The following is a 26,240-nucleotide window of genomic DNA, read 5'->3' on the forward strand; positions in this document are numbered from 1 at the left end:
AACAATGGATATACAATTAGAAAAAAAGAAAGGACTTAAACCAAAACATTACGGTTACATCGCTTTGGGTGTATTGTTGCTCTTTTTGGGGTTGAAGCTGATTTTTGGTAGTTCGGTATCCACGTTTAGGACAGAAAAGGAGCGACTTTCAATTTCAGCGGTAAGTGCTGGAAAGTTCGATGATTACATAACCATAAACGGAAATGTGGCGCCCATTGCCACCATTTATATGGATGCTTATGAAGGCGGGCGTGTTTCTGAAAAATTGATTGAGGAAGGCTCCATGGTCAAGAAGGGTGATATCATCCTAAAACTGGAGAACATGGCGCTCTACGAGCAGATTCTGGCCAGTGAAAGTAATTTGGCCCTGAAGCAGAACGACCTCAGGTCCACCAAGCTAACCTTTGATTCCAGACAGGTTGAAGGCAGAAGAAACTTGGCCACTGCAGAATATGATTTGCAACGTCTAAAACGAAACTTCGAACAGAACGAGGAACTGTACCAGGACGAATTGATTTCCAAAGAGACCTATCTCCTCTCCAAAGAAAATTATGAGTTGGCCAAAAAGCAATATGACATTGTTAAACTACAGACCGAGCAGGATGACGAGTTGCGCAAAACCTCGTTGACCGGATTGGATGCTGATCTGGAGCGGATGCAAAAAACGCTTTCCATGGTGTATGAGCGATTGGATCACCTGAATGTTCGGGCCCCTGCTGATGGACAATTGGGATTTTTGGATGCAGAAATTGGCCAGAGCATTTCACAAGGAGAGCGCATTGGTCAAATTAATGTGCTTACCGATTTTAAAATAGAGGCCGAAATAGATGAGCATTACATTGACCGAGTAAAGCGGGATCTTTCCGCCATCTTGGAGCGAAATGAAAAAGAGTACACCCTTCGAGTGCGAAAAGTATACCCAGAAGTTCGAAACGGTCGCTTTAAGGTTGACCTTGTTTTTGCCGATGAAAAACCGGAGACCATCCGCGCCGGACAGAGTTATAGCATACGGCTCCAATTGGGAGAATCCAGTGATGCTTTATTATTGCCAAAAGGTGGCTTTTTCCAAAGTACAGGCGGACAATGGGTGTTTGTGGTAAATCCAAATGGAGATGAAGCCATCAAACGGAATATCCGTTTGGGCAAACAAAATTCAAGATATTATGAGGTCCTCGAAGGGCTTCAGCCTGGCGAACAGGTGATTACAAGCAACTATGACAGTTTTGGCACCGCAGAACGAATTGTGTTAAAATAGTCCAGAACCGTAACAGTACAGGAATAAAATAAGTCTATATAACAACAGCTAAAACAACCATAAAAATGATACAGATCCAAAATCTAAAGAAAAGCTTCCGAACTGAAGAAGTGGAAACACTTGCCCTCAATGGGGTGAACCTTAAGGTGGCCGATGGTGAGTTTGTGGCCATCATGGGGCCATCTGGATGCGGAAAATCCACACTGCTCAACATCATTGGAATGCTGGACAACCCAACCGAGGGAAGTTATCAGTTTGCAGGCCACAAAGTGGAAGGTCTGAAAGAGAGTCAGCGTACCCAACTTAGAAAGGGGAATCTAGGTTTCGTTTTCCAAAGCTTTAACCTCATCGACGAGCTTACCGTCTTTGAAAATGTGGAACTTCCCTTGATCTATTTAAAAATGAACAAGTCTGAACGGAAGGAAAAAGTGCAGGCCGTTTTGGAGCGTATGAAAATTGCTCATCGCGAAAAGCATTTTCCACAACAACTTTCAGGAGGTCAGCAACAAAGGGTAGCCATTGCAAGAGCGGTAGTAACCAATCCAAAACTGATTTTGGCGGATGAGCCCACGGGAAACTTGGATTCCAAAAATGGAATAGAGGTCATGAATTTGTTGACAGAGCTCAACCAAGAGGGAACTACAATTGTAATGGTAACGCACTCCGACCGTGATTCGCACTACGCACACAGGGTCATCAACCTGTTTGACGGACAAATTGTGACCGAGAGTCAAAACAAACCCATGGGCGCTATGATCTAGGAGTTTATTCATCAATCGCAATCAAAAAACAATCAATCACCATGTTCAAAAACAACATTAAAATAGCTTGGAGGAGTTTAAAAAAGCAGCCCTTTTTTACATTCCTCAATACCTTTGGGTTGGCCATTGGCATTGCTTCAGCAATATTGATTGCTCTATTTATTTATGATGAATTGAGCTATGACAAAATGTTCGCTGATGCAGAACGAATTTATAGAATTGACAGTGATATTAAATTTGGTGGTGCCGAAATGAGATCGGCAGAAGCAGCCGCACCCATGGCCGCTACCATGCAACGGGATTTTCCACAAGTGGAATCTACCATTCGGTTCCGTGATAGAGGTAGTCTGCTACTTCGAAAAACAGACACCGAAACCAATGCAAAAGAACTCAGGGTAACCTTTGTGGACTCTACTTTCTTTGATTTTTTTGGCATAAAACTTCTGGTAGGGGACAAAAGAACGGCCCTAAATGAGCCCAATACCCTAGTACTTACCAAAACAGCCGCAGAAAAACACTTTGGCGTGCAAAATGCCTTAGGCCAAAGTATGTTGTTGAACAACACGGACACCTACACTGTAACTGGAGTCATTGATGATTTGCCAAAGAATTCCTTTTTGCGTGAACATTCTGTCTTTATGGCAATGTCTGGTTATGCAGATTCCCGGGACCCGAATTGGGGCAGCAACAACTATTTTACATTTGTTAAATTGATTCCCTCGGCCAACGTTCAGGAATTTGAGAGGCCGTTGAACGGTATTGTGGACGATTATATATTTCCATGGGCACAGCAATACTTCCCGGGGATGACCAAAGAATCCTTTATAGCATCTGGCAACTATGTTAACTTCTATACCAAACCGCTCACCGATATTCATCTCTATTCCCATCGTGATGCAGAAATGAGTGCCAATAGCAGTATCCAAAATGTATATATTCTATCTTTCATTGGGTTGTTCTTAATTGTATTGGCCAGTGTCAATTTCATGAACCTATCCACGGCCCAGTCCTTAAAAAGGGCAAAAGAAGTTGGGGTTAGAAAAACGTTGGGTTCCAAAAAAATAGATTTGATCCGCCAATTTCTTATGGAGTCTGGATTGATTTCGTTTATATCATTGGTGTTGGCGTTGATAGTGACCATTTTGGTTCTCCCATTGTTCAATGACCTTTCCGGAAAATCAATTGCTATACCCTATTCCAGTCCATTTTTCTGGGCCTTGCTTTTGATGGGCACTGTGTTGTTGGGTCTTTTTTCAGGTAGCTATCCCGCCTTCTTTTTATCTCGATTCGTCCCTGTTAAGACCTTGAAGGGAGATACCCAGGGTGATGTGGGGGGAGGCACCATTAGAAATGCCTTGGTAGTATTCCAATTTGCAATTTCTGTCTTTTTGATTGTGGGCACCATCGTGGTATATCAACAACTACAGTTTATTCAAAACAAAGACCTTGGTTTTACCAAAGATCAAATCGTATTGGTTGATGATGTTTTTGCCGTTGGAGACCAAACACAGGCTTTTAAAGAAGAGATTACAAATCTAAGTCAGGTGGAAAGCTCAACGTTGAGCTTTTTCTTCCCAACCCCATCATCCCGTTCCAACAGTTCCTTTTTTCCTGAAGGCTCAAGAAGTCAAGAAAATGCGCTTCAAATGCAAACTTGGTATGTTGATGAAGATTATGTCCCTACCATGAACATGGAATTGATTGCCGGAAGAAACTTCAACAATGACTTTGCTACGGATACCACTGCAGTGATTGTCAACGAGGCAACCCTTAAAGTTCTTGGCGTAAGTCCCCAGGAGGCATTGGGCATGCGAATCTCCCAGGAGGCAGAATCGGAAACCCCCCAGTTCAACACCATAATCGGAGTGGTCAAAAACTTTCATTATGAGTCGCTACGTGAAAATATTGCTTCCTTAGGTCTGTTTTTTAGTGGGACCTCTGGAATGTTGGCCATAAAAATGAACCCTGGGGATTTTGCTTCCACACTGGCAAATATTGAGGGTATTTGGAACAAGTTCGCTCCCGGACAGCCCTTTAGCTACAACTTCATGGACGACTCTTTCAATTCAACCTATGATGCGGAGCAACGTCTGGGGAAAATATTTGTGGTGTTCACCATCCTCTCCATCTTAATTGCTTGTTTAGGTCTCTTTGGCCTGGCGGCTTTCAATGCACAAAAGCGTACAAAAGAAATTGGGGTTCGTAAGGTACTTGGGGCCACGGTCGGTCAGATTACCTTCAGGCTCACCACAGATTTCCTTAAAATGGTGGGTATTGCCATTCTTATTTCAATGCCCATTGGTTGGTTTGCTATGAATAAGTGGCTGGAGGACTTTTCATACCGAATTGAAATAGGTTGGTGGGTGTTTGTTCTGGCCGCTCTTTTGGCAGTTGGCGTAGCTATATTGACTGTGGGGTACCAAAGCATTAAGGCTGCTGTGGTAAATCCCGTGAAAAGCCTTAGAACCGAATAAATCATCATCAAAACAAACCATCATGATTAAGAATTATTTTAAAATCGCATGGAGGAACCTTACCAAAAATAAGGCTTATACCATCATCAATGTAGGGGGACTGGCCCTTGGCATGGCCGTAGCCTTGATTATTGGGCTGTGGATACAGGATGAGTTGTCCCACAACAATTATTTTACCAAAAAAAATAAGATTGCCCAAGTTTTCCAGTCGCAGACCTTTAACGGTGAGACCGGAACTGGCCCCGCCCTTCCGCGTCCTTTGGAAAAAGCATTTCGAGATGGCTATATGGACAATTTTGAGCATTTGGTGATGTCTTCTTGGAACAATTCCCAATATTTAAAATACAAGGAGACAAGCATTTCCAGAGAAGGTAACTTTATGCAGCGGGGAGCTCCCGAACTATTCGACCTTAACATCCTTAAAGGAGAAAAGGATGGGCTTCGGGAAATCAACTCTATTATGCTTTCTGCTTCAACAGCAAACGCCTTGTTTGGCAATGAAGACCCTATTGGAAAGTCAATTAAGATCAACGGGCAATATGATATGATGGTCACCGCGGTATATGAGGACATTCCTTATAACACTTCCTTTAAGGATGTAAAATTTTTAATGCCTTGGGATAAATATGTTGCTGTAAATGAATGGATCAAAAATGCTGAGACGCAGTGGGGGAACAATTCCTTTCAAATGTTTGTTCAGATCGCGGACAACACTACAATGGAGAGTGTTACATCTACTATAAAAGATGTAAAAAAGAACCTGAACGAGGATACTGTTGAATTCAACCCGCAGCTTTTTCTATTGCCCATGGAAGACTGGTATTTGCGCAACCGTTTTGAAAACGGAAAACAAGTTGGGGGACGGATCAAATATGTATGGTTGTTTGGTATCATAGGCATTTTTGTATTGCTCTTGGCGTGCATCAACTTTATGAATCTGAGTACGGCACGCTCCGAGAAGAGAGCCAAGGAAGTTGGAATTAGAAAATCAATCGGGTCCCATAGAGGGCAATTGATCAATCAATTCTTGGGAGAATCCTTTTTGGTGGTTGTGTTGGCTTTTGTCATCGCCCTTTTGATTGTGGTACTTTCTTTGGGCGGTTTTAACGAACTCGCTCGAAAGGAAATAGCATTTCCATGGACGAACCCTACATTTTGGTTGACATCTTTAGTATTTATTCTGCTAACCGCACTGTTGGCCGGTAGTTATCCTGCATTATACCTATCCTCCTTTAGACCTGTTGATGTACTTAAAGGCACTTTCCAGGCTGGGAAGCATTCTGGTTTGGCCCGAAAGGCATTGGTGGTACTGCAGTTTACAGTTTCAGTGGCTTTTATCATTGGCACCGTCATTGTGATGCAGCAAATCAACCATGCCAAAAACCGTCCCGTTGGATATGATAAGGAAGGACTGGTACAGCTTCCAACCATGAGCCCAGAGTTTTATGGTAAATATGAATTGATGCGCACGGAATTCCTAAATTCTGGAGCGGTGGTTGAGATGTCCTCTTCCAGTAGCCCCACAACCAACATTTGGTCCAATAGAAGTGGTTGGACCTGGGAAGGTAAAGCAGAAGGGTTTCAAGAAGATTTTGCCTGGACGGAAGTCTCTCCAGAATACGCAAAATCCCTTAACCTTAAAATTGTGGAAGGACGAGATTTTTCTAGGGAATTTCCATCAGATTCCAGTGCCATTCTACTCAATGAAACTGCCGTAAAATACTTGGGTATTGAAAATCCTGTTGGTATGTTGTTCAGGGATACCGATAAGGAAAATCCGAGTGAGCCCCTTAAAGTTATTGGCGTTGTTGAAGATATGATAGCCCAGTCCCCTTATGAACCTGTAAAACAAGCTATTTACGCGTTTGATAGATATGACAATGCATCGTATTATAATCTTAGACTTAACCCTAGGCAAAGTGCAAGTCAAAATTTAGCTGTAATAGAACGTGTCTTCAAAGAGCATTTCCCCGATGTTCCGTTTCATTACGATTTTGTGGACTCGGAATACGGTGAGAAGTTTGCGGCTGAAGAACGTATAGGGCAATTATCGGGAATTTTTACGGCTTTGGCCATCATAATAAGTTGTTTGGGGCTATTTGGCCTCACCTCGTTCGTGGCCGAACAGCGTACCAAGGAAATTGGAGTGCGAAAAGTTCTTGGCGCAACCGTATTCAATGTATGGAACATGCTTTCCAAGGATTTTTTAAAACTCGTTATTATCTCTTGTTTTATAGCAGTCCCCATCGCCTACTATGTGATGAACGGTTGGTTACAGGAATATCCCTATCGGGTAATCCTTAAATGGTGGATTTTTGCCTTGGCCATGATTGGAGCCTTGTTGATTACGGTGGTTACCGTGAGTTTTCAGGCGATACGAGCGGCAAGGGCCAATCCAGTAAAAAGTTTACGGACAGAATAGTTAAAAAATGCTACTACAACTCAACAACCTTTTTAAGTGGGTCAACTCTGGCGGCCAACGGGTGTTTCTTTTAAAGGACATCAATCTCCAAGTTCAAGAGGGAGAATTTATTTCCATTATGGGACCATCCGGTTCTGGAAAATCGACCTTGCTCAATGTCATTGGTATGCTGGATACGTTTGACGAGGGCGAATATCAATTTTTGGATGAGCCAGTACATTCCTTAAAAGAAAAGTACCGCGCCAACTTATACAAGGAATACATCGGTTTTGTGTTCCAATCCTATCATTTACTGGATGAACTTACTGTAAAGGAAAATTTAGAAATGCCTCTGCTCTACAAAAAACTCAAAGGCTCCGAGCGTAAAGCCAAGGTGGCCGACATGTTGGACAGATTCAACATTGTGGGCAAAAAAGACCTTTTCCCAGCCCAATTAAGTGGTGGACAACAACAATTGGTAGGCGTTGCACGGGCCTTGATATCCAACCCCAAGCTCATTTTAGCGGATGAGCCTACCGGAAACCTGAATTCTAAACAAGGAGAAGAAATTATGGAGTTGTTCAAGGAACTAAATGATGAAGGGGTAACCATAATCCAAGTCACGCATTCCGAAAAGAACGCAGAATACGGCTCTCGAATCATCAATTTATTGGATGGGAGAATGATATAATCAAACTCAAGCATCAAGTTCAAACTCAAGTATCAATATTTTGTGCTTGGTCTTGAACTTGGATTTGAACTTATTTGGCCAAATCGGCAAGTTCTTGGCCCACTAAACTGCCGAGGGCTACTCCCATTCCGCCGAGACGGACACCACAATACACGGAATTGGAAATTTGCTTTACAATCGGTGATTTTTGGCTGCCTACGCCCATAATACCACTCCACCTGCGGTCTATTTCTATCGTTTGGTCTGGTAAAATCACCTCGCTGAGCAATTTTTCCAAAGAATTTTGAATGATTTTGGTCTCTCCAAAGTCTATGGTTTCTTCCGTTTTTATATCCAAGTTCCGGCCACCGCCAAACAAAATCTGGTCATTAATATTTCTGAAATAGTAATAGCCTTGATCAAAATGAAAGGTTCCTTTTATGTGAAGATTTTTAATGGGTTGTGTTACCAATACTTGAGCCCTGGCCGGTTTCACCGCTTCAGATTTCAACAATTTTGAGGCAAATCCGTTGGTGGCTACAAAAACCTGTTTGGAATCAAATTCAAAACCGTCTGCAATGATATGAGCTTTTGCTCCTGTTTCCTGAATTTCCCTAACCTCTACTCCATTTAAAATGGGAATATGAGCATCATAACATTTTTGGAGTAACGCTTGCATCATCTTGCCGGTGTCCAACTGTCCTTCAAATTGATGGGTGATGTATTGCTCTTGAATCTTCCCAAACCCAAATAGGTTTTTCGTCTCTACGAAAGGAGCGTCTCCAAAAATCGGTAGTAACAATTCGTTTAAATCATCCATCCGATTCAAACAGGTCTCGAACAATTCAGGTTTTTTTTTCAAGAAAAGCTCATGCCCTCCGTGTTGTTCAAAACCAATGGTTTTATCGCCCAAAAGTTTACGCAACAATTGGATTCCTGAATACCTTTTTTGAACCAGTTGAACAACCTCTCCTTCAGAATGGGAATTTAGATCGGAAACGAGTTCAGAAATGCTTCCAAAACAGGCAAATCCTGCATTTTTGGTGCTGGCGCCCTGCGGAAGACTTCCTCTTTCCAAGACCAAAATTTTGCTTTGGGGATACTGTTCTTTTAACCGAAGCGCACAATTGAGCCCTACCAAACCGCTTCCGATTACGGTGAAGTCCACTTGGGACAGCCAAGTCTTATATTCCCAATAGCTTAGTTCCATAGCATAAAAAACCCCGATGAGAATCGGGGTCTATTTTAATCTTGATATTTAGGATCCATTTTAAACCCTTCCATAAATTTGGTGGTGTAATTCCCTGCCAAATAATCGGGGTGGTCCATTAATTGTCTGTGGAACGGAATTGTGGTCTTTACACCTTCAATCACAAACTCATCCAGTGCCCTTCTCATTTTGTTGATGGCCTCTTCCCGGGTTTGGGCAGTGGTAATCAACTTGGCAATCATGGAGTCATAGTTCGGCGGAATCATGTAGCCGCTGTACACGTGTGTGTCCAAACGTACCCCGTGTCCACCAGGCGTATGAAGTGTTGTAATCTTACCCGGAGAAGGTCTAAATTCGTTATATGGGTCCTCCGCATTGATTCGACATTCGATGGAGTGCAACTTCGGATAGTAATTCTTTCCGGAAATCGGCACACCACCGGCCACCAAAATTTGCTCACGAATCAAATCGTAATCCACCACTTGTTCGGTAATGGGATGCTCCACCTGAATACGGGTGTTCATCTCCATGAAGTAGAAGTTTCGGTGCTTATCAACCAAAAACTCCACGGTTCCCGCTCCTTCATATTTGATATATTCAGCGGCTTTTACCGCTGCTTTACCCATATCGTCACGGAGCTTGTCCGTCATAAAAGGTGATGGGGTTTCTTCCGTCAATTTTTGGTGTCTACGTTGAACAGAACAGTCTCTTTCAGATAGGTGGCAAGCCTTCCCATATTGGTCCCCCACTACTTGGATTTCAATATGTCTTGGCTCTTCAATGAGTTTTTCCATGTACATTCCACCATTTCCAAAAGCAGCAGTGGCTTCCTTCACTGCGCTTTCAAAATTCTTTTCCATTTCATCCTCCGACCAAATAGCGCGCATTCCTTTTCCTCCACCTCCAGCGGTAGCCTTGATCATAACGGGATATCCCATTTTCTTGGCTTCTTTTCTGGCATGATCAACATCTTTCAGCAACCCATCCGAACCGGGAACTGTGGGAACACCTGCTTTCTTCATCGTTTCCTTAGCTGTGGCCTTGTCACCCATTTTCTCAATCTGTTCGCCCGATGCACCAATAAATTTGATATCATGTTCTGCACAAATTTTGGAAAACTTGGCATTTTCAGAAAGAAAACCATAACCAGGGTGTATACCATCGGCATTGGTAATCTCTGCCGCAGCAATGATGTTGGGTATCTTTAAATAGGATTCATGACTGGGCGCTGGACCGATACAAACAGCTTCATCCGCAAATCGAACATGAAGACTTTCCTCATCGGCTTTAGAATAAACGGCCACGGTCTTAATGCCCATTTCCTTGCAGGTTCGTATAATACGAAGTGCAATCTCGCCCCTATTTGCAATTAATATCTTTTTAAACATAGAATACAATTTTAAATTTTGGATTCTAAATTTTAAATGGTTTTAAATAACTAATAACTAGTCACTTAAAATTTAGCATTTAAAATTATCTATGATGGGTCTACCAAAAACAAAGGTTGGTCAAATTCAACCGGAGAGGAGTCTTCAACCAAAACTTTTACAATTTTACCGGAAACTTCAGATTCAATATCGTTGAAGAGTTTCATGGCTTCGATCACACAAAGAACATCGCCTTTGCTAACATTGGTTCCAACCTCAACAAACGCTGGTTTGTCTGGGGAAGGCTTTCTGTAGAAAGTTCCAATAATTGGCGATTTAATGGTAATATATTTAGATTCTTCCGATTTTGGTGCTGATTCAGCCTTAGGTGCTGCAGCTTCTTGGGCAGCTGGAGCATGTGCAGCTGGAGGAGCAGACTGTGCTTGGGGTACAGGAATCTGCTGTACAATTGTTGTTTCTGGGGAGCCACTGCTAGTGCTTCCCGTGCGGATTGTGATCTTGAGGTCTTCCATCTCCAATTTCACCTCGCTGGCGCCAGATTTGGCGACAAACTTGATCAAACTTTGAATTTCCTTAATGTCCATGGAATATAATTTAGTTAGTAGTGTGCTATTTTGAATTATAGGCCCATTTTAAATATATGGAACCCCACGTAAACCCTCCGCCAAAGGCGGCAAAAATTAAATTATCCCCTTTCTTGAGTTGTTTTTCATAATCAAATAACAACAAGGGCAAGGTAGCGGATGTTGTATTTCCGTACCGATCTATATTGATCATTACCTTTTCAGGAGCCACGCCCATTCTGTTAGCGGTGGCATCAATAATCCGTTTATTGGCTTGATGTGGTACCAACCACTGTACATCCTCATGCGTAAGATTGTTTCGTTCCATGATCAATGCGGATACATCAGCCATATTTGAAACGGCAAATTTGAAAACAGATTTACCGTCTTGATACACATAATGTTGTTTGTTCTTTACGGTTTCTTCTGATGCGGGCAAAATGGAGCCTCCTGCATCAATCTTTAAAAACTGTCGTCCAATACCATCCGATCGCAGGTATTCATCCTGTAGGCCCAAACCCTCTTCATTGGGTTCAAAAAGTGCAGCTCCTGCGCCATCGCCAAAAATGATACATGTGGTACGATCGGTATAGTCTAAAATGGATGACATTTTATCCGCACCAATCACCAAAACTTTCTTATATCTTCCAGATTCAATGTAACTGGCTGCCGTTGACATGCCATACAAAAAGCTGGAGCACGCTGCTTGAAGATCGTAGGCAAATGCGTTCACCGCACCAATTTGTGAAGCCACATAAGCCGCAGTAGATGCAACTGGAAGGTCTGGTGTGGCCGTGGCCACCAACACAAAATCAATTTCAGAAGGGTCTACCCCGCTTTTTTGGATTAAATCCTCTGCGGCCTTTATGGCCATATATGAGGTTCCGGCGTTTTCTTTCTTTAAGATTCTTCGTTCTTTGATTCCGGTCCGGGTAGTGATCCATTCATCATTGGTATCTACCATGGTTTCCAGTACTTTGTTGGAAAGAACGAAATCTGGAACATATCCACCTACAGCTGTGATTGCCGCTGTTGTTTTTTTCATTTTAGCGTCTCTTTTTTTGTCAAAAACATTGAAATTTGACCCAAAAGCGGTGAAAATTAGTCATTTTATATGACTTTTTCGTCAAAACGGGTTCGTTTTTAAATCAGAATATGGGTCCATAAAAAAACTCCCGTTGCAGAATAACGGGAGTTGGTTTAGTATGAGAAGGTTGCGGTTAGGCCGCAGTCTCTTCTTCGGTCTTGTCAATTAAAACTTGGCCTCTGTAGTACAATTTGCCTTCATGCCAATGCGCTCTGTGGTACAGGTGCATTTCACCGGTAGTTGAATCCTTGGCGATGGTAGGGGCCACAGCTTTGTAGTGGGTTCTTCTTTTGTCCCTTCTGGTCTTTGATGTTTTTCTTTTAGGATGTGCCATTATAAACCTATTTGTCCGTTAGTAACTTTTTTAAATCATCCCATCTGGGATCTGTTTTTTCTGATGGTTTCTTTTCCTCTTTTGGTTGTAATTCCTCCAACTTGTCCAAGATATCCGACTTCAATGTTCCATCTTCAACTCCAGGGTGAACCCGTTTTTGTGGAACGGCCAACACCAACATCTCATAGACATACTGTGCAATGTTGAATTGGTGTTCGCCATGGGGAATAATAAGGATTTCATCATCCTCATCATTGTATTCTTCCCCAAACTTGATTACCAATTGTAAATCTGAACTGATGGGTTGATCATACGGCTCCCCTGTTAGATCACAGTCCACATTTACCGTGCCCTTTGCTTCCACTTCAAGTTCCATCATGGTGCTCATTTTTTCCAAAACGGCGGTCACTTGAACGGATGCTCCGTTAAATTCTTGGTATTCAAAAGATTCAAAGAACGCATTGTCAATCTCGTACACAAATTCATGTTTTCCCAACTTCAATCCTGAAAAAGGGATATAAAACTCCTTCAGCTTCATCGTTTCTACACTTAGGGTTTGTGTACCAGCCTGTAAAGGCGGGTGCAAAGATACTACTTATTTGCAAAACTGCAATTCCAAAGCTAACAAATATCAAATCCAAGCACAAGTTTTTAACTGGCTCTCTTTGTCTTTTGTTTTTGCAATGGATTTTTGTTCAATTCTATATACTCAGAACGGTTCCTAAAGACTTTAATTGCCATAAAGACGGCTTCTTTAAAGGAACTTTCATCTGCCTTTCCTTTTCCTGCAATTTCATAGGCGGTGCCGTGGTCCGGGGAGGTGCGAATCCGTTCCAGTCCGGCAGTGTAATTCACCCCTTTTCCAAAGGAAAGGGTCTTGAACGGAATTAGACCTTGATCGTGGTACGCTGCTAAAATCGCATCAAACTGGGCATGTGTGTTGGAGCCAAAGAAACTATCCGCAGAGTACGGGCCATACACTAAAGTTCCTTTATTGAACATTTCCTCAATCGCCGGCTTCATGATTTTATCGTCTTCCTCACCAATAGTACCATTGTCTCCACTGTGTGGATTTATGCCCAACAGTGCAATCTTGGGCCTGCGAATACCAAAATCCATTTTGAGGGACTTTTCCATGGTCATTACTTTATGCCGAATCAATTTTGGGGTAATGGCCTGGGCTACATCTTTTACCGCGATATGATCCGTCAACAATCCTACCCGAAGGGTATCCGCCACCATAAACATGAGGCTTTCACCTTTGAGCTCTTGGGCCAAAAAGTCGGTATGGCCCGGAAATTTAAAATCATCGGCCTGTATGTTGTTCTTGTTGATGGGTGCCGTAACCAACACATCAATCTTTTCTTCTTTTAACGCTTTAACGGCCGCTCGTAACGATTTAATGGCATATTTTCCACCTTCTTCAGTCGCTTTTCCATATTCAATGTTGGGAACTTCCTTCCAAACATTTACAATATTGATTTTTCCCTCTACGGCTTGGGAGGCATCCCGCACACCATTAAAGGTAATATCGATTCCCAAATCCGATTTTTGCTGGGAGATGGTCTTGTTCGAAGCAAAAATGACGGGAGTGCAGAAATCCAACATTCTGGCATCTTCAAACGTCTTGAGTGCCACTTCACACCCTATGCCATTAATATCCCCGATGGAAATCCCAAGCTTTAATTTTTGCGTTTCTTTCATAGAATCAATGCTGATATAGCTACTTTTGCACTACAAAGCTAGTCAATTAATAACATTCATGTTCACAGGTATTATAGAGACTTTGGGGAAAGTTGAAAAGCTCCAAAAAGAAGGTGGAAATTTGCACATTACCGTTTCTTCCGGCATCACCCAAGAATTGAAAATTGATCAAAGTGTGTCCCACAACGGGGTATGCCTAACCGTGGTTTCCATTGAAGGTGACTTGTATACCGTCACCGCCATTGAAGAAACCTTGAACAAGACCAGTTTAGGTGCTTTAGCCGTTGGAGATGTAGTGAATTTGGAACGTGCTATGCTTTTGGGTGCCCGTTTGGACGGCCATATTGTGCAAGGCCATGTGGACCAAACTGCAGTTTGCACTTCTATTGAAGAAAAGGATGGAAGCTGGTTTTTCACTTTTCAATATGATTCCAAACTGAACAATATTACCATTGAAAAGGGCTCCATCACCGTGGATGGAGTAAGCCTTACCGTGGTCGATTCCAAAAAAGACAGCTTTAGTGTGGCCATTATACCGTATACGTATGAGCACACCCGTTTCCATACCTATAAAGTGGGTACTGTGGTCAATCTTGAGTTTGATGTGGTGGGCAAGTATGTGGCCCGATTAATGGAATTACGAAACTGATTATCCGGCCTTAATCCTCGCATGAAAACCCAAGATATCATTTTGGGTTATTTTTGTATCTGACCAATAAACCGAATGGATCTTACTCCCTTATCCCAAATTTCAATTGCCTCTTGGGTCTTGGCAGCCACGGCAACATTTCTTCTGGGCATATCAAAGGCCGGTTTAAAAGGCATGTCTATTTTTAATGTGACCTTGATGGCATTGGCTTTTGGCTCCAAGGCTTCAACGGGTTTGTTTGTGCCGTTGCTGATCGTTGGAGACATCTTTGCCGTTATCTATTATAATCGACATACCCAGTGGAAATATATTTTACGCTTTCTCCCATGGATGATATTGGGCATCCTCATTGGAGTACTGGTTGGGAAAGACCTTCCGGAACGGGAGTTTAAATGGGGTATGGTCACCGTTATTTTTATCAGTTTGGGGATGCTCTACTGGTGGGACCGCAGAAAATCTGAACATGTTCCAACCCACTGGCTATTTGCAGGGTCTATGGGCGTTATGGCCGGAATATGCACCATGATAGGAAATTTGGCGGGCGCCTTTACCAACATCTTCTTTTTGGGCATGCGCTTACCAAAAAATGAATTTGTTGGCACGGCGGCATGGTTGTTTTTTATTACCAATACATTTAAGCTTCCGTTTCACATTTTTGTTTGGAAAACCGTTACTGCGGAAAGTCTCTTGATTAACCTGCGACTATTGCCTGCGATTTTGGTAGGGCTTTTTCTTGGGGTGCTCATCGTGAAGAAAATTAACGAGAAAAACTATAAGCGTTTTATTTTGATTGTGACCGCTATTGGGGCGATTGCGATTTTGTTTAGATAACATTGAGACTTTATTGTTTATAACCTTTAAAGTCAAATTTGTTCATATTTAAGGCAAATGAAGGATTCGATTAAATATGCTTTTCTATATCTTTATCAAAAGAAAAAGGAAGGAAAAATATCCCTCCTTTTCTTGTGGCTCCGGTAAGATTCGAACTTACAACCTGTGTCTACGCTTTCACACTGCTCTATCCATTGAGCTACGGAGCTTTTAAGGACTGTGGTGGCAGTCCTTTTATTTAATAAAGTAAAATTATGGTTTTGTGATGGTTAAATCATGAAATTATGCGTTTGCGTTTTCAACAGATACTCAACAATTTAATTGTTGATAATCCGAATGTTTGGTTGATAACTCCAAAGTATTCTAAAGAATTTTTCAAATACATTATCGAATTGGATGGAACTCCTATTTTTTATTGATAAAATCAATAATTTTATTTTTAATAACTTTTTGAATTAAAAACGAGGACCAGAATTAAAAAAAGCCGCATCAATTTGATGCGGCTTTCTATTATACAATAATACAACACTGTCTGCTATTCCGAAGCTCCCTCATAAATCGCGTTAAAAATCAATTTATAGGTGCCGCGGGGCTGTGCACGAAATTGCGGCCTGAAAGCATACAATATTACCGCCCCTTTACCGTATTTGGCTTTGACCATGGCAGGCTTTTTGGCAATGTACTTATCTTCGCCCATGGCCCAGCCACTCATCAACAAGTTCTTTTCGGCATAGGTGGCAATGACCTCAACTTCTGGTTTAGGGGCGTCTTTGATGTCCTCTTTTCCGCCTTCACCCTCTTTACTTTGCTTATCGATCACGAAAGCCCTACTCTTATTGAAGGACACTGAAACCGTATCTTTCATGCCAAAAGCAAGGGGATTTGTGGTATCAATTCCGGTTTTAATTAACGAGCCCGGAATAAAGAAATCCTTGCTGTCCACTCCTTTAACAGCATCTTTTAGGGGTAGCCCAAACTGTTCAATGACAAAGTCACTGGCAGCGTCAAAAGCCAGTAGTGTGCCTCCTTGCTTAACATAATTGCTTAGGGCCAGAGAGCCTTCCAATCCGATACCTCCTGTAAATTTTTTAGGCATTTCTAAAGGGGTGTGGCCATGTAAAATGGATTTTGCTTCTTGTGATGGAAGGATGATGGCATCATACTTCGACAAATCCACCGTTCTGATGTCTGCGTCGTGAAGGGTATCGGTATCAAAAGCATATTCATTCATAACAAAACGAGTCCATCCTTCATCCATATTGGCCACCCAAGATTTGTAGAGCCCCACTTTGGGTAAATGAAGCTTTGCCAACTGAACCTCTGGTTTGGCCATCAACCCAGTGAACTCCAATCCATACTCATCGGCAAGGGATTCCATCAAAGTTTTATCGCCAGTAACCACAAAAGATCCTGCCGGAAAATTAACTTTCCCAGCCTTAAACTCGGTCATGGCCTTAAAAGCGGCACCTCCAGCTTTCAAAATTTTGTTGGTAGCTGCAACAGAGGCGTTCGTGTTAACGCTAAGCGCATACCCATAGGAACCATTTCGGTTGAGGCTGCCTTCATGGTAATCCACCAATCCAGCCACCTTTTCGGTGGAAGCATTGAAGGGTTCCTCAATTTTTGCAACATCGACTCCCATTTGCATGGGCAATGTCCATCCCGCCAAATCATAAGGCGTGTCCGGTGGCCCTCCGGGGTATTGGAAACGGGTGGGGTAGTTCTGCTTTTCCATCAAGTCCAATAAATACGGCCGAAATGCCTGGCCTCCATAAATTACATAGGACCCTTTTTGATAATTGGTGTCACCAATGGTAAAGTTCTTGGTGGCCCTTTCGATTTCAATACCGCCTTGCAACAGCACATTCACCAGATTGACGGCTTCGAAGGAATCCCACTGGTCCTTACCAATCACATAGGCAAAGGGGCCTTCGGTTTTGGCTTTTTCAATGGCCGAAGCCCCCATTTTGTAAATGTTGTAGAGGTAATTGCTCTTTCGGTCTGAAGCTAAATCCAATACGGCCCAAGTTGCCGTGAGCATGTAATCAACCGCATCCCTAAAATGGGATTCGCCCCCTTTCCAAGGGTCTGGGTACATAATATCTGTTCCATCGGTTGGAGTTCCGCCAGCCACAGTTTTTGGCAATTTTTCCGGGTCGTAGAATCGTGGTGTTGGGGAAGTGTGCCCTGTTTCGGTGAGGATGCCTATCATATTGTGGTAATAAGGCACCGTTCTCCCACCGCCATTCCAGAACATGGTATAGAAGTTATCGGCAATGGCACCCGGCATATTTTCCAACGAAAAACGCTTCGACATAGCAGAACCTACTTCGCTCACGCCAGCAGTTACAGCAGGGTGAATCTTTGGATTCACGGGGTCGGCATACGGCGGAATGGAAATCTTGGTCCATGAAGGTGACGATTGGTGATGGTTATACACAATCTGCGGATACCATTCGTTGTACAGTATTTTGGTGACGTTGTAAGTCTCCGGCATGGTGTTCATAAACCAGTCGCGGTTATTGTCGTGCCCCATATAATAATGGTAAAGAATAGGGGGCCTTGATGTTTCGTATGGTGTATCGCGATTTTTTCGATACCAATCCACCACAATGTCCAATCCATCAGGGTTCATCACAGGCATTAATAAAGTGATGACGTTTTCCCTAACTTTCTGTATCTCAGGTGTTTCCGAAGTGGCCAACGTATAGGCCAATTCTGAAGTCATTTGACCATGGGCCAATTCAGTGGAATGCATTCCGCCATCAATCCAAACAATGGCCTTTCCCTCTTGGGCGAGTTTTGCTGCTTCGTCATCCTCAACCTGAACTCTGGCCAATTTGGTGCTGATATCTTTCCATTTATCCAACTGCGCTAAATTTTCCTCTGTGGAAATAAAGAGCAAATACATTTTTCGCCCCAATACCGTTTTACCAATCTCAATCTGTTTAACGCGGCTGGAAGCGTTGTCCAGCTTGGTCAAATAATCTTCAATTTGGGAGTAATCGGCCAACTGATAATCATCTCCCGCGTTAAAACCATACACATCTTTTGGTGAGGGTACATTTTGTGCAATGGTGGAGGAAACGAAGATCAAAGCCATTATTGCAGGAAACAACAACGCTTTAAGGTTTGTGCTTTTTGAAATCATTTTCTGAATTAGTTTGAATTTCGTTGGAAATTACGGAATCCTGAGGAGTAAACTAAATCTACCGGGCTTGAATTGAAGTTCCAAGAAGTCTTTTGCGACCAGAATCAATATGCTAACTGCAGATTACAGAATTGGCAAACCAACTACCCAATGGTTTACAAAACTTTCAAAATTTTAGAGTCCTTAGATTTTTTATGGGTCAATCCAAGAGCGAAAGCATAGTATAGGCATACCGTTTTCCCAGCTTTCTATAGCCCTCAGAATCAAAGTGGGCGTTATCCTTAGCCGTGCAGTTTTTGGATAAGATAATGTGGGCCGATTCAACGGTATTGGGCAATTCGTTGATAATGGTATTCATGCTGGCACAGCAGCTGTTTTCAACAGCAACCACCTCCCCGGCCAATAAAGGAACATCCTTTGCGCTCAAGGAAAGTTCATCCAAGAGATCGTTGTATATCTTTTTTACATACTGTGGCCAATTGGCATCTCCTGTATTGGTTTCGCCTTGGTGCAGCAAAATACCCTTGATCACGCCCTCCTTTTGGGCAAGTTTTGCCAAATCGGTGAGATATTTGTAGGGATTCCCCTGATAGGCTTTCACCTTGTCCGTAAACCAATCCTCGGTGTAGGTGGAATCAAAATCTTGGTAAAGGTCCTTATCAAACAAACGGATATCACACCCACCCACGGCTACACTTACAACCCCAACCCGTATGCTATCAGGAAGATTAGCGACCATTGTTCGTCCAAAGTAATCCGCAGGAGAAAGACCGGAATAGCATTGGCACAAAGGAGGTACGGCCGTATACCAGTTGCCTTTGTTCCTGTTCATATCAGGGCAATCCAAAGCCTGCATCACCAGAAAGCGGTCATCCACCACCTTATCCTGAGGTTCAATGGCGCCTTGCCCTTCCATATTTGATTGCCCGAAACACAGATAAATATGCAGGTTGGGGTCTTGGGCATGACTTTTCCCAGTAAAGACCAGCAAAATAAAACAGGACAAAAACAAAGGGCGGAACAATTTCCTTTTCATAAAGTGACGCATTTTAAAATGAATAGTTATAAGGTTTACAGATGGGGACGTATACCAAAGTAAGAAAAAAATCGACCTAAAAATACCTTAAACCAACAAAGGCCCGTCAAAGAAATTATGTAAAAGCCTTGGGGTGATATCCATAGAAAAGAATCATGCAAAATCTATGGAAGTTTTGCGTTCTTATATGTCATTTCGCTGGATTTTGATGTCAATTTGACAAAATTGTATCTATTATCAGCCTGATAATTAACTAGATTTATAGGTTAAATCAATATCATGGGCAAGATGAAATTTTTAAAAAAATTAATCCTATTCTTATGTGTAAACGCATTTTTTCTGAATATTTCCTTCGGTCAGGGTGGATTGGACCGAATTTCTGTTAAGGGGAACAGCTTTGTGAATCAAAAAGGGGACACCTTGGTGTTTCGGGGGATGAGTACAAGCGATCCTGATAAGCTTGAATTGGATGGGCTGTGGAACAAAAATTATTTTAATGAGATAAAGGATTGGGGCGCCAATTTGATCCGATTTCCCATACATCCGAGCCGGGTGCGCAACAGAGGGTTTCAAGAATATCTAAAGCTGTTGGATGATGGCATCAAGTGGGCTGGGGAATTGGGCGTATACGTAGTATTGGATTGGCACAGCATTGGTAATATTGAAACTGGAATCTACCTTTTGGACATGTACGATACCACCAAAAAAGAAACCTACAATTTTTGGAAGGTTATGGCCGAGAGACATGGCAAGAACAACACAGTAGCGTTTTATGAAATATTCAACGAGCCAACAACCAACGATAATAGGTATGGCGCTTTGGACTGGGATTCTTGGAAAGGTTTTAACAAAGAGGTCATTACAATCATAAGGGCCAATGGCGGTGAGGGTATTCCATTGGTCGCTGGTTTCAATTGGGCCTATGACCTTACCCCAGTGAAATGGAGTCCGCTTGAAATGGAAGGAATTGGCTATGTAAGTCACCCCTATCCCCAAAAACGGGAAAAACCTTGGGAGGAAAAATGGACCAACGATTGGGGTTTTGTCAAAGACAATTATCCCTTAATATTGACAGAAATGGGCTTTTGCGGGCCGGAAGACCCCGGTGCGCATATTCCGGTAATCAGTGATGAATCCTATGGGATTTCCATCACCGATTATTGCGATGCCCGGCAGATTTCATATTTGGTATGGGTGTTTGATATGGAATGGGCGCCCAATATGTTCACTGACAGAAAATTTACGCCCTCAAGACAGGGTAAATTTTTTAAGGAAAAGTTCAAAAGTTATCCGTACAATAAATAAAACCTGTTTTTCATTGGATCAAGCAGTGATGTAGCTCCAATCAATTCATACTCTGGTCTAGGTACATGTCCAAGGCTTGGATATCTTCTTGAAATAGGGTCTTGGCACTGTTTCTGAACGCAATGAAATCATCTTTTGCATCTTGCGGACTTTGCGCATTGGGAATGAATAGGTTGTTCTGACTACTGTCCCACGGAGCATTGAACCAGCCCAAAACCCATGCAATCCGGATGTCGCTGCCACCTTCTTCAATGGCGTTTAGAATGTTGCCCGTCCAAAAATCAGTGTTGTCAAAAATATAATTCTGTTGACCGGTTTCGGTGAGCGCTGCAATCTTGTGGTGTTGTTCCACAAAATCCGTCAACTCGACCAAGGCTTGCTGTAACGAAGCTTTGCTTGGAGTATAATAATCAATTCCCACCACATCCACATAGGCATCACCTGGATAATAACTTTCATCAAAAGGGTAGTTTGGAGACCAAGCAAAGAGTACATGATCGGTACGGTCCTTCATATAATCCACCGTCATTTGATACAGTTCAATGTAGAGTTCGGGTGAATGGTTCTCCGTTTGCGTACCCCACCAGAACCAACCTCCGTTCATCTCGTGGAGTGGTCTAAAAATGATGGTGAACCCCAAATCGTTGTTGATGATGTCCAAGATGATATCAATCTCATCAAAATACCAGTCCCTAGAGCCGTTGAGATTGTTAACAATGTCATACATCAAACTCTTGTCGGTGTCCGTGGTAAGCTGGTCATAATAGATTTGGCCATCGGTTCTGCTCTGCTGATGAAAATCGAAGGTTACAATGGAACCATTTTCATAGGCAGCTTTAGTCTCATCAATATGAAGCTGTCGCTCTGAAGCACTTTTGTACAGCATATAGTGTGGGTCGATACCAAACACGGCCGGATGGTCGCCCGATACATCCTTGCAATCAGAAGTATTTAAATCGTAATTCAATGCATTGAGCTGAAATGAAAGTGGAAACTCCTGCCCAAATGCAAATGTTTCGCCATAAGCAAGAGCCGCCAAATTGTTCAACACATTTTGGGTCTGTTGAGTGGCCCCTGAATCAATAGGAGCAAAAACGCCCAACTCACGAATTTCTACTGTTATGTTGTCCGTTCCTGATGCTCCCTCTGCGTCGGTGACCACAAGGGTTATTTCATGTATGCCAAGTTCCAAGGCCACTTCCGTCATTTCAGTGTCCGCAATTACAGTATCATCGAGCATCCACTCGTAGCTTAGTTCACCCTCTTCAGGGTCAGTCGATGCGAAAGCATCCAAAGCTACCGATATGGTCTCACTGGCTGCTGGCAAATACAAAATTAAGTCATTGCCAGCATTGGCCATGGGTGCTTGGTTCTCATAGGGGTTGATGGCCACACTGAAATTAGTGGTGCTTCCATCCTCAGCTTTTATGGTATAGGTTACCCTACTGCTGAAATCATTTGTGGTAGACCCTGATTTTTGTACTATTTCCCCAATATACACTGTAGCTCCTTTTGACACTTCAAAAATAGCGGTCAGATTTGTGATATTTGCATTGCTGATCAAATCAGCTTCCAACTGACCTTGGCTCAATCCAGAAAAGGTCAAATCTGGCAATTCTTTTATGGAAAATGAAAAGAGGGACTTGTTACTGCTCAAAAAAGTGTCTTCCTCTGAATCACCGGAGCAGGAATAGAGTAAAACAATCAGGAAAAACAGTTTAAAGCGTCTTATTTTTTGGTTTAAAATTGATGGATTCATCCACAGTATATTTAGTAGGTCTTATTCTTTTTTCTGATTTCATCCCGAACCATGGTTCCCGAGGTGGTCAAGTCTTCTGCGGTCCACCCCCCTGTAGTACTGGCGCCAGGTTTTAATGCAGCGGAAAGTTCCTCCTTGTCTGCTATGGACCAATTGAAGTGGGATATTTTGTGCTCGTCCAGAAAATTCCACCATGTTTCCGCTTCGGGTGCGTCTATGGATTCATCACCGGAGGCTTGGGTAACTCCGTATTCTGTCACAAAAATTGGGATATTATTGTTGATTGCAACCAAGGCTTTATCCCGAAGTTCTTGCTTATGTGTTGCAGCATAGTAATGGAGCGTGTACATTACATTGGGGTCATCAATTTTTGCTACGATGACGTCATCCACATCCTGTGACCAATTGGGCGTGCCACAGACAATCAGGTTATCGGGGTCGTGCTTTCTGATTTCGGCAATTACCGCTTCATGATAGGGTTTCAGTACATTTCGCCATGAAACGGCCAAAGGCTCATTATAAGGTTCATAAATAATATTGGGATAGCTGCCGTACTTTTCGGCCATCTCACCAAAAAATGCCACAGATTCTTCCAGATGGTTTTCAGCTTCATGATCATGCCAATCGATAATGACGTACAATCCATGTTCAATGGCCGCATCAACCACGGTCATTATTTTCTGTTTTTCCACTTCCGGATTCACCAAATATCCTTCGTAATCAATAGCCAAAGCTGCCCTTACTGCAGTGCAATACCAATCGTCCTTTAACCACTGTACAGTTTCGTTGGTGTAGTATTTTCCAATCCATTGGCTCCAAAAGAATGACATTCCCCTAAGTTGAACCGGATTCCCATTTTGATCCACCAATTTGTTGCCCTCTACAGATAGCTGTCCGTATTCCTCAACCACAGAGGCAAAAGAAGTACTCTCATCGGTTTCATCATCCATTTCCTCGTCTTCCTGTGTTGAATCATCGTCTGTGATGTCCTGCACGATTTCTTGTTCCGTATCTTGTTGTGAAGAAGAACAATTCACGGTTATGAATAATAGCAGAAACGTGCTGAACAGGCATGAAAAACAGATTTTCATTACAAATCTTTTAAATATGAAGATTCCCACAGGTTTTGATACTGTAGGAATCTTGCGAATTAAAAACTAACTCAACTTATTATTGTTTTTCCTCGAATCTGACATTGTCGATGGCGAAGTTCAAGAGGACATCGGCACCCTCGAAAGCCATTCCAAACTCGCTGTCCACCAAACTAAAATCTGGAACCCCTAATTCGGTCAATGGAATTTCAATGGTTGTCCAGCCCCCGGTATCCAAGGGTTCCCCTGTATCAGTCCAAGGAGCCCAATCATAGAAAGCGTCCACTCCATCAGCATCATTAAAACGAATCCTGAACATTCCGGCGGAAAGAGGTTCAATGGTGTTCAGGTCAAACTTCAGGACATAATCGTCTAAATTACTGCCCACAGTTGCGGCTCCATGAAAGGTTGTGGGGTCATTTCTCCAGAAAAGATCCTGCCAGCCGGTACCTCCAGTTTGGAAGTTGGCGCGTCCATAGCTAGAGCCGTCCAGCGTAATGGAAGGGTCATTCTCAGCAGCCACATTGCCCCACCATGCACCATTGGCATCCCAATCAAAGAAAACCAAAGCTGGGTCGTCCACTTCATCAGGGCCGCCGCATTCGTATCCTGGGGCATCAAATCTTACGTTATCAATAGCAAAGTTCAACAGGACATCGGCTCCCTCGAAGGCCATTCCAAACTCGCTGTCCACCAAACTAAAGTCGGGAACCCCAAGTGCACTCAATGGAATTTCAACAGTTTGCCATCCCCCTGTGTCAAAAGGTTCTCCAGTATCATCCCATGGGGCCCAATCGTAGAAGGCATCCACACCATCAGCATCATTGAACCGAATTCTGAACATACCATCGGAAATTGGTTCAATGGTGTTTATGTCGAACTTAAGGACATAATCATCCAAATTGCTCCCCACGGTGGCAGCTCCGTGAAAGGTTGTTGGGTCATTTCTCCAGAAAAGATCTTGCCAGCCTGTACCTCCTGTCTGGAAATTAGCACGACCATAGCTAGAGCCATCTAAAGAAACGGAAGGGTCATTTTCTGCTGCAACATTGCCCCACCATTCACCATTGGCATCCCAATCAAAGAAAACCAAATTGGTGTCACCAACAGGATGTAAGTCACAATTTGGAGCTACTTCGATGCCCAATGCATCCAATAATTCTTCTGGAATCAATACCCTGTTCACTTCATGAATAATACCATTGGTCGCGCCAATATTGGCATCGACTACTTGGGAAGGAATAGCATCTGAAAAAGAAGGTCTTAATCTAATGGCATCACTAACGCTCACATCGAACGAATCGCCCAAAACAGTAGTTACAGAACTTCCATCCGTAAGTTGAGATTCAACAAGACTTCCTGCATATAGGTGGTATTCCAGTAGTTTTTTAAGGGTTTCTATTTCTTCTGGAGTATCAAAATCTTCCAAAGCATTAAAATTGTCAATGGCAGAGAACAATGCTGCAAACGCATCATTGTTCGGTACAAAAACGGTTAGGTTATCCGCGGTAAGGCTCTCTGTTAAGCCCGCAAGTTCAACTGCGGCCAAGAATGAGGTGTATCCCTTATCTTCTGAACGAGCCACCAAATCAAGCGTTGCACCCAGCACTTGTTGAAAAACAGCATCCGGCAGAAGCACTTTGTCCACACCATGCATAATGCCATTTATGGATTGTACATCAGTAAGATTGATTTCCGCATCAATATAAGAGGCATCGTCAATTGTAGTCCCCGCTGCCGAAAAAGATTCGCCTTGGGCGGTTTCAAAGGTTGTGCCGTCCACATCGTCAGAAACCACATTGCTTCCAACAATAACATGGTACAACAAGACTTCTTCCAAAATATCATTGGGCACATCCGCCAACGTGGCATATCCAAAGGCAGCTTCCAACTGTGCCAGAAGCATTTCAAAAGCTGCATTATTGGGTGCAAAAATGGTGAATGGTCCATCGCCTTCCAAGGTTTCCACCAATTCAGCCTGGGTAATTGCAGTGGCCAATGATGTATATTCCGGATTGGCCGCAACGTGGTCAACTACTGTTGGAGGAAGTAGGAGATTATCTACCATGTGAACCACGCCGTTGGTTGCTCCCAAATCGAACTGTCCTTGAACGGGTGATGCCACGCCATTAAATGTGATAGATCCTTCCGTATTGGTAAAAAAGCTGAGATTCAATCCATCTACCCCAGTTGCCATAGTTGTCCTATATCCTGTTTGTAGATTGGCTGAAAGATCGGCGGTGGTAGTGCTCCAAACATGGTTCAAGAGCGTGTTCCTCTGCTGGGCTTCTGTCATGGTTGATAAATCGACCCCAGAGAATGCGGCATTGACAGGAGCAAATACCGTAAATGTGGTGTTATTGGCCAATGTTGCGTCCAAATCGGATTGTTCCAAGGCGCCCAACAGGGTTGAAGTTTCCAAAGAGCTTGCCAAGATTTCAACAATATTTTGATTTGGACTATCCGACTGGGGAAATACTTCATCGTCCTCATCACAAGAGTAAAGTGAAAGGATTGCCAAACCAACCAAAAGCAGCCCCTTTATTCCTTTATGTTCAAAATATCTCATAG

The 26,240-nt window shown here is 42.9% G+C and carries 20 protein-coding genes and 1 pseudogene; 8 read left to right on the forward strand and 13 right to left on the reverse strand.

Features of this window, described 5'->3' with window-relative positions:
• Positions 1–4: 4 nt before the first annotated feature.
• From AB1A65_RS03800 to AB1A65_RS03820, 5 genes are all read left to right on the forward strand, one after another.
• Positions 5–1,255: an efflux RND transporter periplasmic adaptor subunit gene (locus tag AB1A65_RS03800; protein WP_366585800.1), complete on the forward strand. Its 1,251-nt coding sequence runs from the start codon at positions 5–7 to the stop codon at positions 1,253–1,255.
• Between the two features lie 65 nt (positions 1,256–1,320).
• Positions 1,321–2,016 (forward strand): ABC transporter ATP-binding protein, encoded by a 696-nt coding sequence (locus AB1A65_RS03805; protein WP_366585802.1) that lies wholly within the window; start codon positions 1,321–1,323, stop codon positions 2,014–2,016.
• Between the two features lie 41 nt (positions 2,017–2,057).
• The gene (locus tag AB1A65_RS03810; protein WP_366585803.1) at positions 2,058–4,490 is read left to right on the forward strand and encodes an ABC transporter permease; all 2,433 of its coding nucleotides are present in this window, start codon (positions 2,058–2,060) and stop codon (positions 4,488–4,490) included.
• Positions 4,491–4,512: 22 nt separating this feature from the next.
• Entirely contained in the window at positions 4,513–6,912 is a 2,400-nt protein-coding gene (locus tag AB1A65_RS03815; protein WP_366585805.1) for an FtsX-like permease family protein, read from the forward strand.
• A gap of 7 nt (positions 6,913–6,919) precedes the next feature.
• Positions 6,920–7,582 (forward strand): ABC transporter ATP-binding protein, encoded by a 663-nt coding sequence (locus AB1A65_RS03820; RefSeq protein WP_366585807.1) that lies wholly within the window; start codon positions 6,920–6,922, stop codon positions 7,580–7,582.
• Between the two features lie 70 nt (positions 7,583–7,652).
• Here the strand turns inward: AB1A65_RS03820 and AB1A65_RS03825 are convergent, their stop codons facing one another.
• The 7 genes from AB1A65_RS03825 to pdxA all read right to left on the reverse strand — a co-directional run bounded on the left by AB1A65_RS03825 (position 7,653) and on the right by pdxA (position 13,847).
• Positions 7,653–8,771: an FAD-dependent oxidoreductase gene (locus AB1A65_RS03825; RefSeq protein ID WP_366585809.1), complete on the reverse strand. Its 1,119-nt coding sequence runs from the start codon at positions 8,769–8,771 to the stop codon at positions 7,653–7,655.
• A gap of 35 nt (positions 8,772–8,806) precedes the next feature.
• Positions 8,807–10,159 carry an acetyl-CoA carboxylase biotin carboxylase subunit gene (gene accC / locus AB1A65_RS03830; protein WP_366585811.1) on the reverse strand — a complete coding sequence of 451 codons (1,353 nt, stop codon included), beginning with the start codon at positions 10,157–10,159 and terminating at the stop codon, positions 8,807–8,809.
• An 89-nt stretch (positions 10,160–10,248) separates the two neighbouring features.
• On the reverse strand, positions 10,249–10,743 hold the full coding sequence (gene accB, locus AB1A65_RS03835) for an acetyl-CoA carboxylase biotin carboxyl carrier protein (RefSeq protein ID WP_366585813.1): 495 nt from the start codon (positions 10,741–10,743) through the stop codon (positions 10,249–10,251).
• Positions 10,744–10,768: 25 nt separating this feature from the next.
• On the reverse strand, positions 10,769–11,767 hold the full coding sequence (locus tag AB1A65_RS03840; protein ID WP_366585815.1) for a beta-ketoacyl-ACP synthase III: 999 nt from the start codon (positions 11,765–11,767) through the stop codon (positions 10,769–10,771).
• 175 nt (positions 11,768–11,942) lie between these two features.
• Positions 11,943–12,143 carry a 50S ribosomal protein L32 gene (rpmF, locus tag AB1A65_RS03845; RefSeq protein WP_207096090.1) on the reverse strand — a complete coding sequence of 67 codons (201 nt, stop codon included), beginning with the start codon at positions 12,141–12,143 and terminating at the stop codon, positions 11,943–11,945.
• 7 nt (positions 12,144–12,150) lie between these two features.
• Positions 12,151–12,681 carry a DUF177 domain-containing protein gene (locus AB1A65_RS03850; RefSeq protein WP_366585817.1) on the reverse strand — a complete coding sequence of 177 codons (531 nt, stop codon included), beginning with the start codon at positions 12,679–12,681 and terminating at the stop codon, positions 12,151–12,153.
• A 113-nt stretch (positions 12,682–12,794) separates the two neighbouring features.
• Positions 12,795–13,847: a 4-hydroxythreonine-4-phosphate dehydrogenase PdxA gene (gene pdxA / locus AB1A65_RS03855; RefSeq protein WP_366585819.1), complete on the reverse strand. Its 1,053-nt coding sequence runs from the start codon at positions 13,845–13,847 to the stop codon at positions 12,795–12,797.
• Between the two features lie 58 nt (positions 13,848–13,905).
• Here pdxA and AB1A65_RS03860 point away from each other — a divergent pair, with 58 nt between their 5' ends.
• Both AB1A65_RS03860 and AB1A65_RS03865 read left to right on the forward strand, forming a co-directional pair.
• Positions 13,906–14,496, forward strand: coding sequence for a riboflavin synthase (locus tag AB1A65_RS03860; protein ID WP_366585821.1), 591 nt, complete (start codon positions 13,906–13,908; stop codon positions 14,494–14,496).
• Positions 14,497–14,571: 75 nt separating this feature from the next.
• Complete coding sequence (locus tag AB1A65_RS03865) at positions 14,572–15,327, forward strand: sulfite exporter TauE/SafE family protein (protein ID WP_366585823.1); 756 nt, start codon at positions 14,572–14,574, stop codon at positions 15,325–15,327.
• 135 nt (positions 15,328–15,462) lie between these two features.
• Here AB1A65_RS03865 and AB1A65_RS03870 read toward each other — a convergent pair.
• The 3 genes and pseudogenes from AB1A65_RS03870 to AB1A65_RS03880 all read right to left on the reverse strand — a co-directional run bounded on the left by AB1A65_RS03870 (position 15,463) and on the right by AB1A65_RS03880 (position 19,514).
• A pseudogene (locus tag AB1A65_RS03870) lies at positions 15,463–15,535 on the reverse strand.
• Positions 15,536–15,862: 327 nt separating this feature from the next.
• Complete coding sequence (locus tag AB1A65_RS03875) at positions 15,863–18,478, reverse strand: M14 family metallopeptidase (RefSeq protein WP_366585825.1); 2,616 nt, start codon at positions 18,476–18,478, stop codon at positions 15,863–15,865.
• Between the two features lie 199 nt (positions 18,479–18,677).
• Positions 18,678–19,514: a sialate O-acetylesterase gene (locus tag AB1A65_RS03880; protein WP_366585827.1), complete on the reverse strand. Its 837-nt coding sequence runs from the start codon at positions 19,512–19,514 to the stop codon at positions 18,678–18,680.
• A gap of 279 nt (positions 19,515–19,793) precedes the next feature.
• Here AB1A65_RS03880 and AB1A65_RS03885 point away from each other — a divergent pair, with 279 nt between their 5' ends.
• Positions 19,794–20,819: a cellulase family glycosylhydrolase gene (locus tag AB1A65_RS03885; protein ID WP_366585829.1), complete on the forward strand. Its 1,026-nt coding sequence runs from the start codon at positions 19,794–19,796 to the stop codon at positions 20,817–20,819.
• 40 nt (positions 20,820–20,859) lie between these two features.
• Here the strand turns inward: AB1A65_RS03885 and AB1A65_RS03890 are convergent, their stop codons facing one another.
• From AB1A65_RS03890 to AB1A65_RS03900, 3 genes are all read right to left on the reverse strand, one after another.
• The gene (locus AB1A65_RS03890) at positions 20,860–22,578 is read right to left on the reverse strand and encodes a glycosyl hydrolase (protein WP_366585831.1); all 1,719 of its coding nucleotides are present in this window, start codon (positions 22,576–22,578) and stop codon (positions 20,860–20,862) included.
• 11 nt (positions 22,579–22,589) lie between these two features.
• On the reverse strand, positions 22,590–23,669 hold the full coding sequence (locus AB1A65_RS03895; protein WP_366585833.1) for a glycoside hydrolase family 5 protein: 1,080 nt from the start codon (positions 23,667–23,669) through the stop codon (positions 22,590–22,592).
• 79 nt (positions 23,670–23,748) lie between these two features.
• Positions 23,749–26,238 carry a glycan-binding surface protein gene (locus AB1A65_RS03900; protein WP_366585835.1) on the reverse strand — a complete coding sequence of 830 codons (2,490 nt, stop codon included), beginning with the start codon at positions 26,236–26,238 and terminating at the stop codon, positions 23,749–23,751.
• Positions 26,239–26,240: the final 2 nt, after the last annotated feature.

Origin of the sequence: Allomuricauda sp. ANG21 (genome assembly GCF_040705235.1) — a bacterium.
Classification (GTDB): Bacteria; Bacteroidota; Bacteroidia; order Flavobacteriales; family Flavobacteriaceae; genus Flagellimonas; species Flagellimonas marina.

Coding starts and splice junctions, on each gene's coding strand:
- accB (WP_366585813.1), bottom strand. CDS start 10,743: ATGGACATTAAGGAAATTCAAAGTTTGATCAAGTTTGTCGCCAAATCT.
- AB1A65_RS03865 (WP_366585823.1), top strand. CDS start 14,572: ATGGATCTTACTCCCTTATCCCAAATTTCAATTGCCTCTTGGGTCTTG.
- accC (WP_366585811.1), bottom strand. CDS start 10,159: ATGTTTAAAAAGATATTAATTGCAAATAGGGGCGAGATTGCACTTCGT.
- AB1A65_RS03825 (WP_366585809.1), bottom strand. CDS start 8,771: ATGGAACTAAGCTATTGGGAATATAAGACTTGGCTGTCCCAAGTGGAC.
- AB1A65_RS03885 (WP_366585829.1), top strand. CDS start 19,794: ATGGGCAAGATGAAATTTTTAAAAAAATTAATCCTATTCTTATGTGTA.
- AB1A65_RS03880 (WP_366585827.1), bottom strand. CDS start 19,514: ATGAAAAGGAAATTGTTCCGCCCTTTGTTTTTGTCCTGTTTTATTTTG.
- rpmF (WP_207096090.1), bottom strand. CDS start 12,143: ATGGCACATCCTAAAAGAAAAACATCAAAGACCAGAAGGGACAAAAGA.
- AB1A65_RS03800 (WP_366585800.1), top strand. CDS start 5: ATGGATATACAATTAGAAAAAAAGAAAGGACTTAAACCAAAACATTAC.
- AB1A65_RS03875 (WP_366585825.1), bottom strand. CDS start 18,478: ATGATTTCAAAAAGCACAAACCTTAAAGCGTTGTTGTTTCCTGCAATA.
- AB1A65_RS03810 (WP_366585803.1), top strand. CDS start 2,058: ATGTTCAAAAACAACATTAAAATAGCTTGGAGGAGTTTAAAAAAGCAG.
- AB1A65_RS03840 (WP_366585815.1), bottom strand. CDS start 11,767: ATGAAAAAAACAACAGCGGCAATCACAGCTGTAGGTGGATATGTTCCA.
- AB1A65_RS03860 (WP_366585821.1), top strand. CDS start 13,906: ATGTTCACAGGTATTATAGAGACTTTGGGGAAAGTTGAAAAGCTCCAA.
- AB1A65_RS03820 (WP_366585807.1), top strand. CDS start 6,920: ATGCTACTACAACTCAACAACCTTTTTAAGTGGGTCAACTCTGGCGGC.
- AB1A65_RS03895 (WP_366585833.1), bottom strand. CDS start 23,669: ATGAAAATCTGTTTTTCATGCCTGTTCAGCACGTTTCTGCTATTATTC.
- AB1A65_RS03805 (WP_366585802.1), top strand. CDS start 1,321: ATGATACAGATCCAAAATCTAAAGAAAAGCTTCCGAACTGAAGAAGTG.
- AB1A65_RS03850 (WP_366585817.1), bottom strand. CDS start 12,681: ATGAAGCTGAAGGAGTTTTATATCCCTTTTTCAGGATTGAAGTTGGGA.
- pdxA (WP_366585819.1), bottom strand. CDS start 13,847: ATGAAAGAAACGCAAAAATTAAAGCTTGGGATTTCCATCGGGGATATT.
- AB1A65_RS03890 (WP_366585831.1), bottom strand. CDS start 22,578: ATGAATCCATCAATTTTAAACCAAAAAATAAGACGCTTTAAACTGTTT.
- AB1A65_RS03815 (WP_366585805.1), top strand. CDS start 4,513: ATGATTAAGAATTATTTTAAAATCGCATGGAGGAACCTTACCAAAAAT.
- AB1A65_RS03900 (WP_366585835.1), bottom strand. CDS start 26,238: ATGAGATATTTTGAACATAAAGGAATAAAGGGGCTGCTTTTGGTTGGT.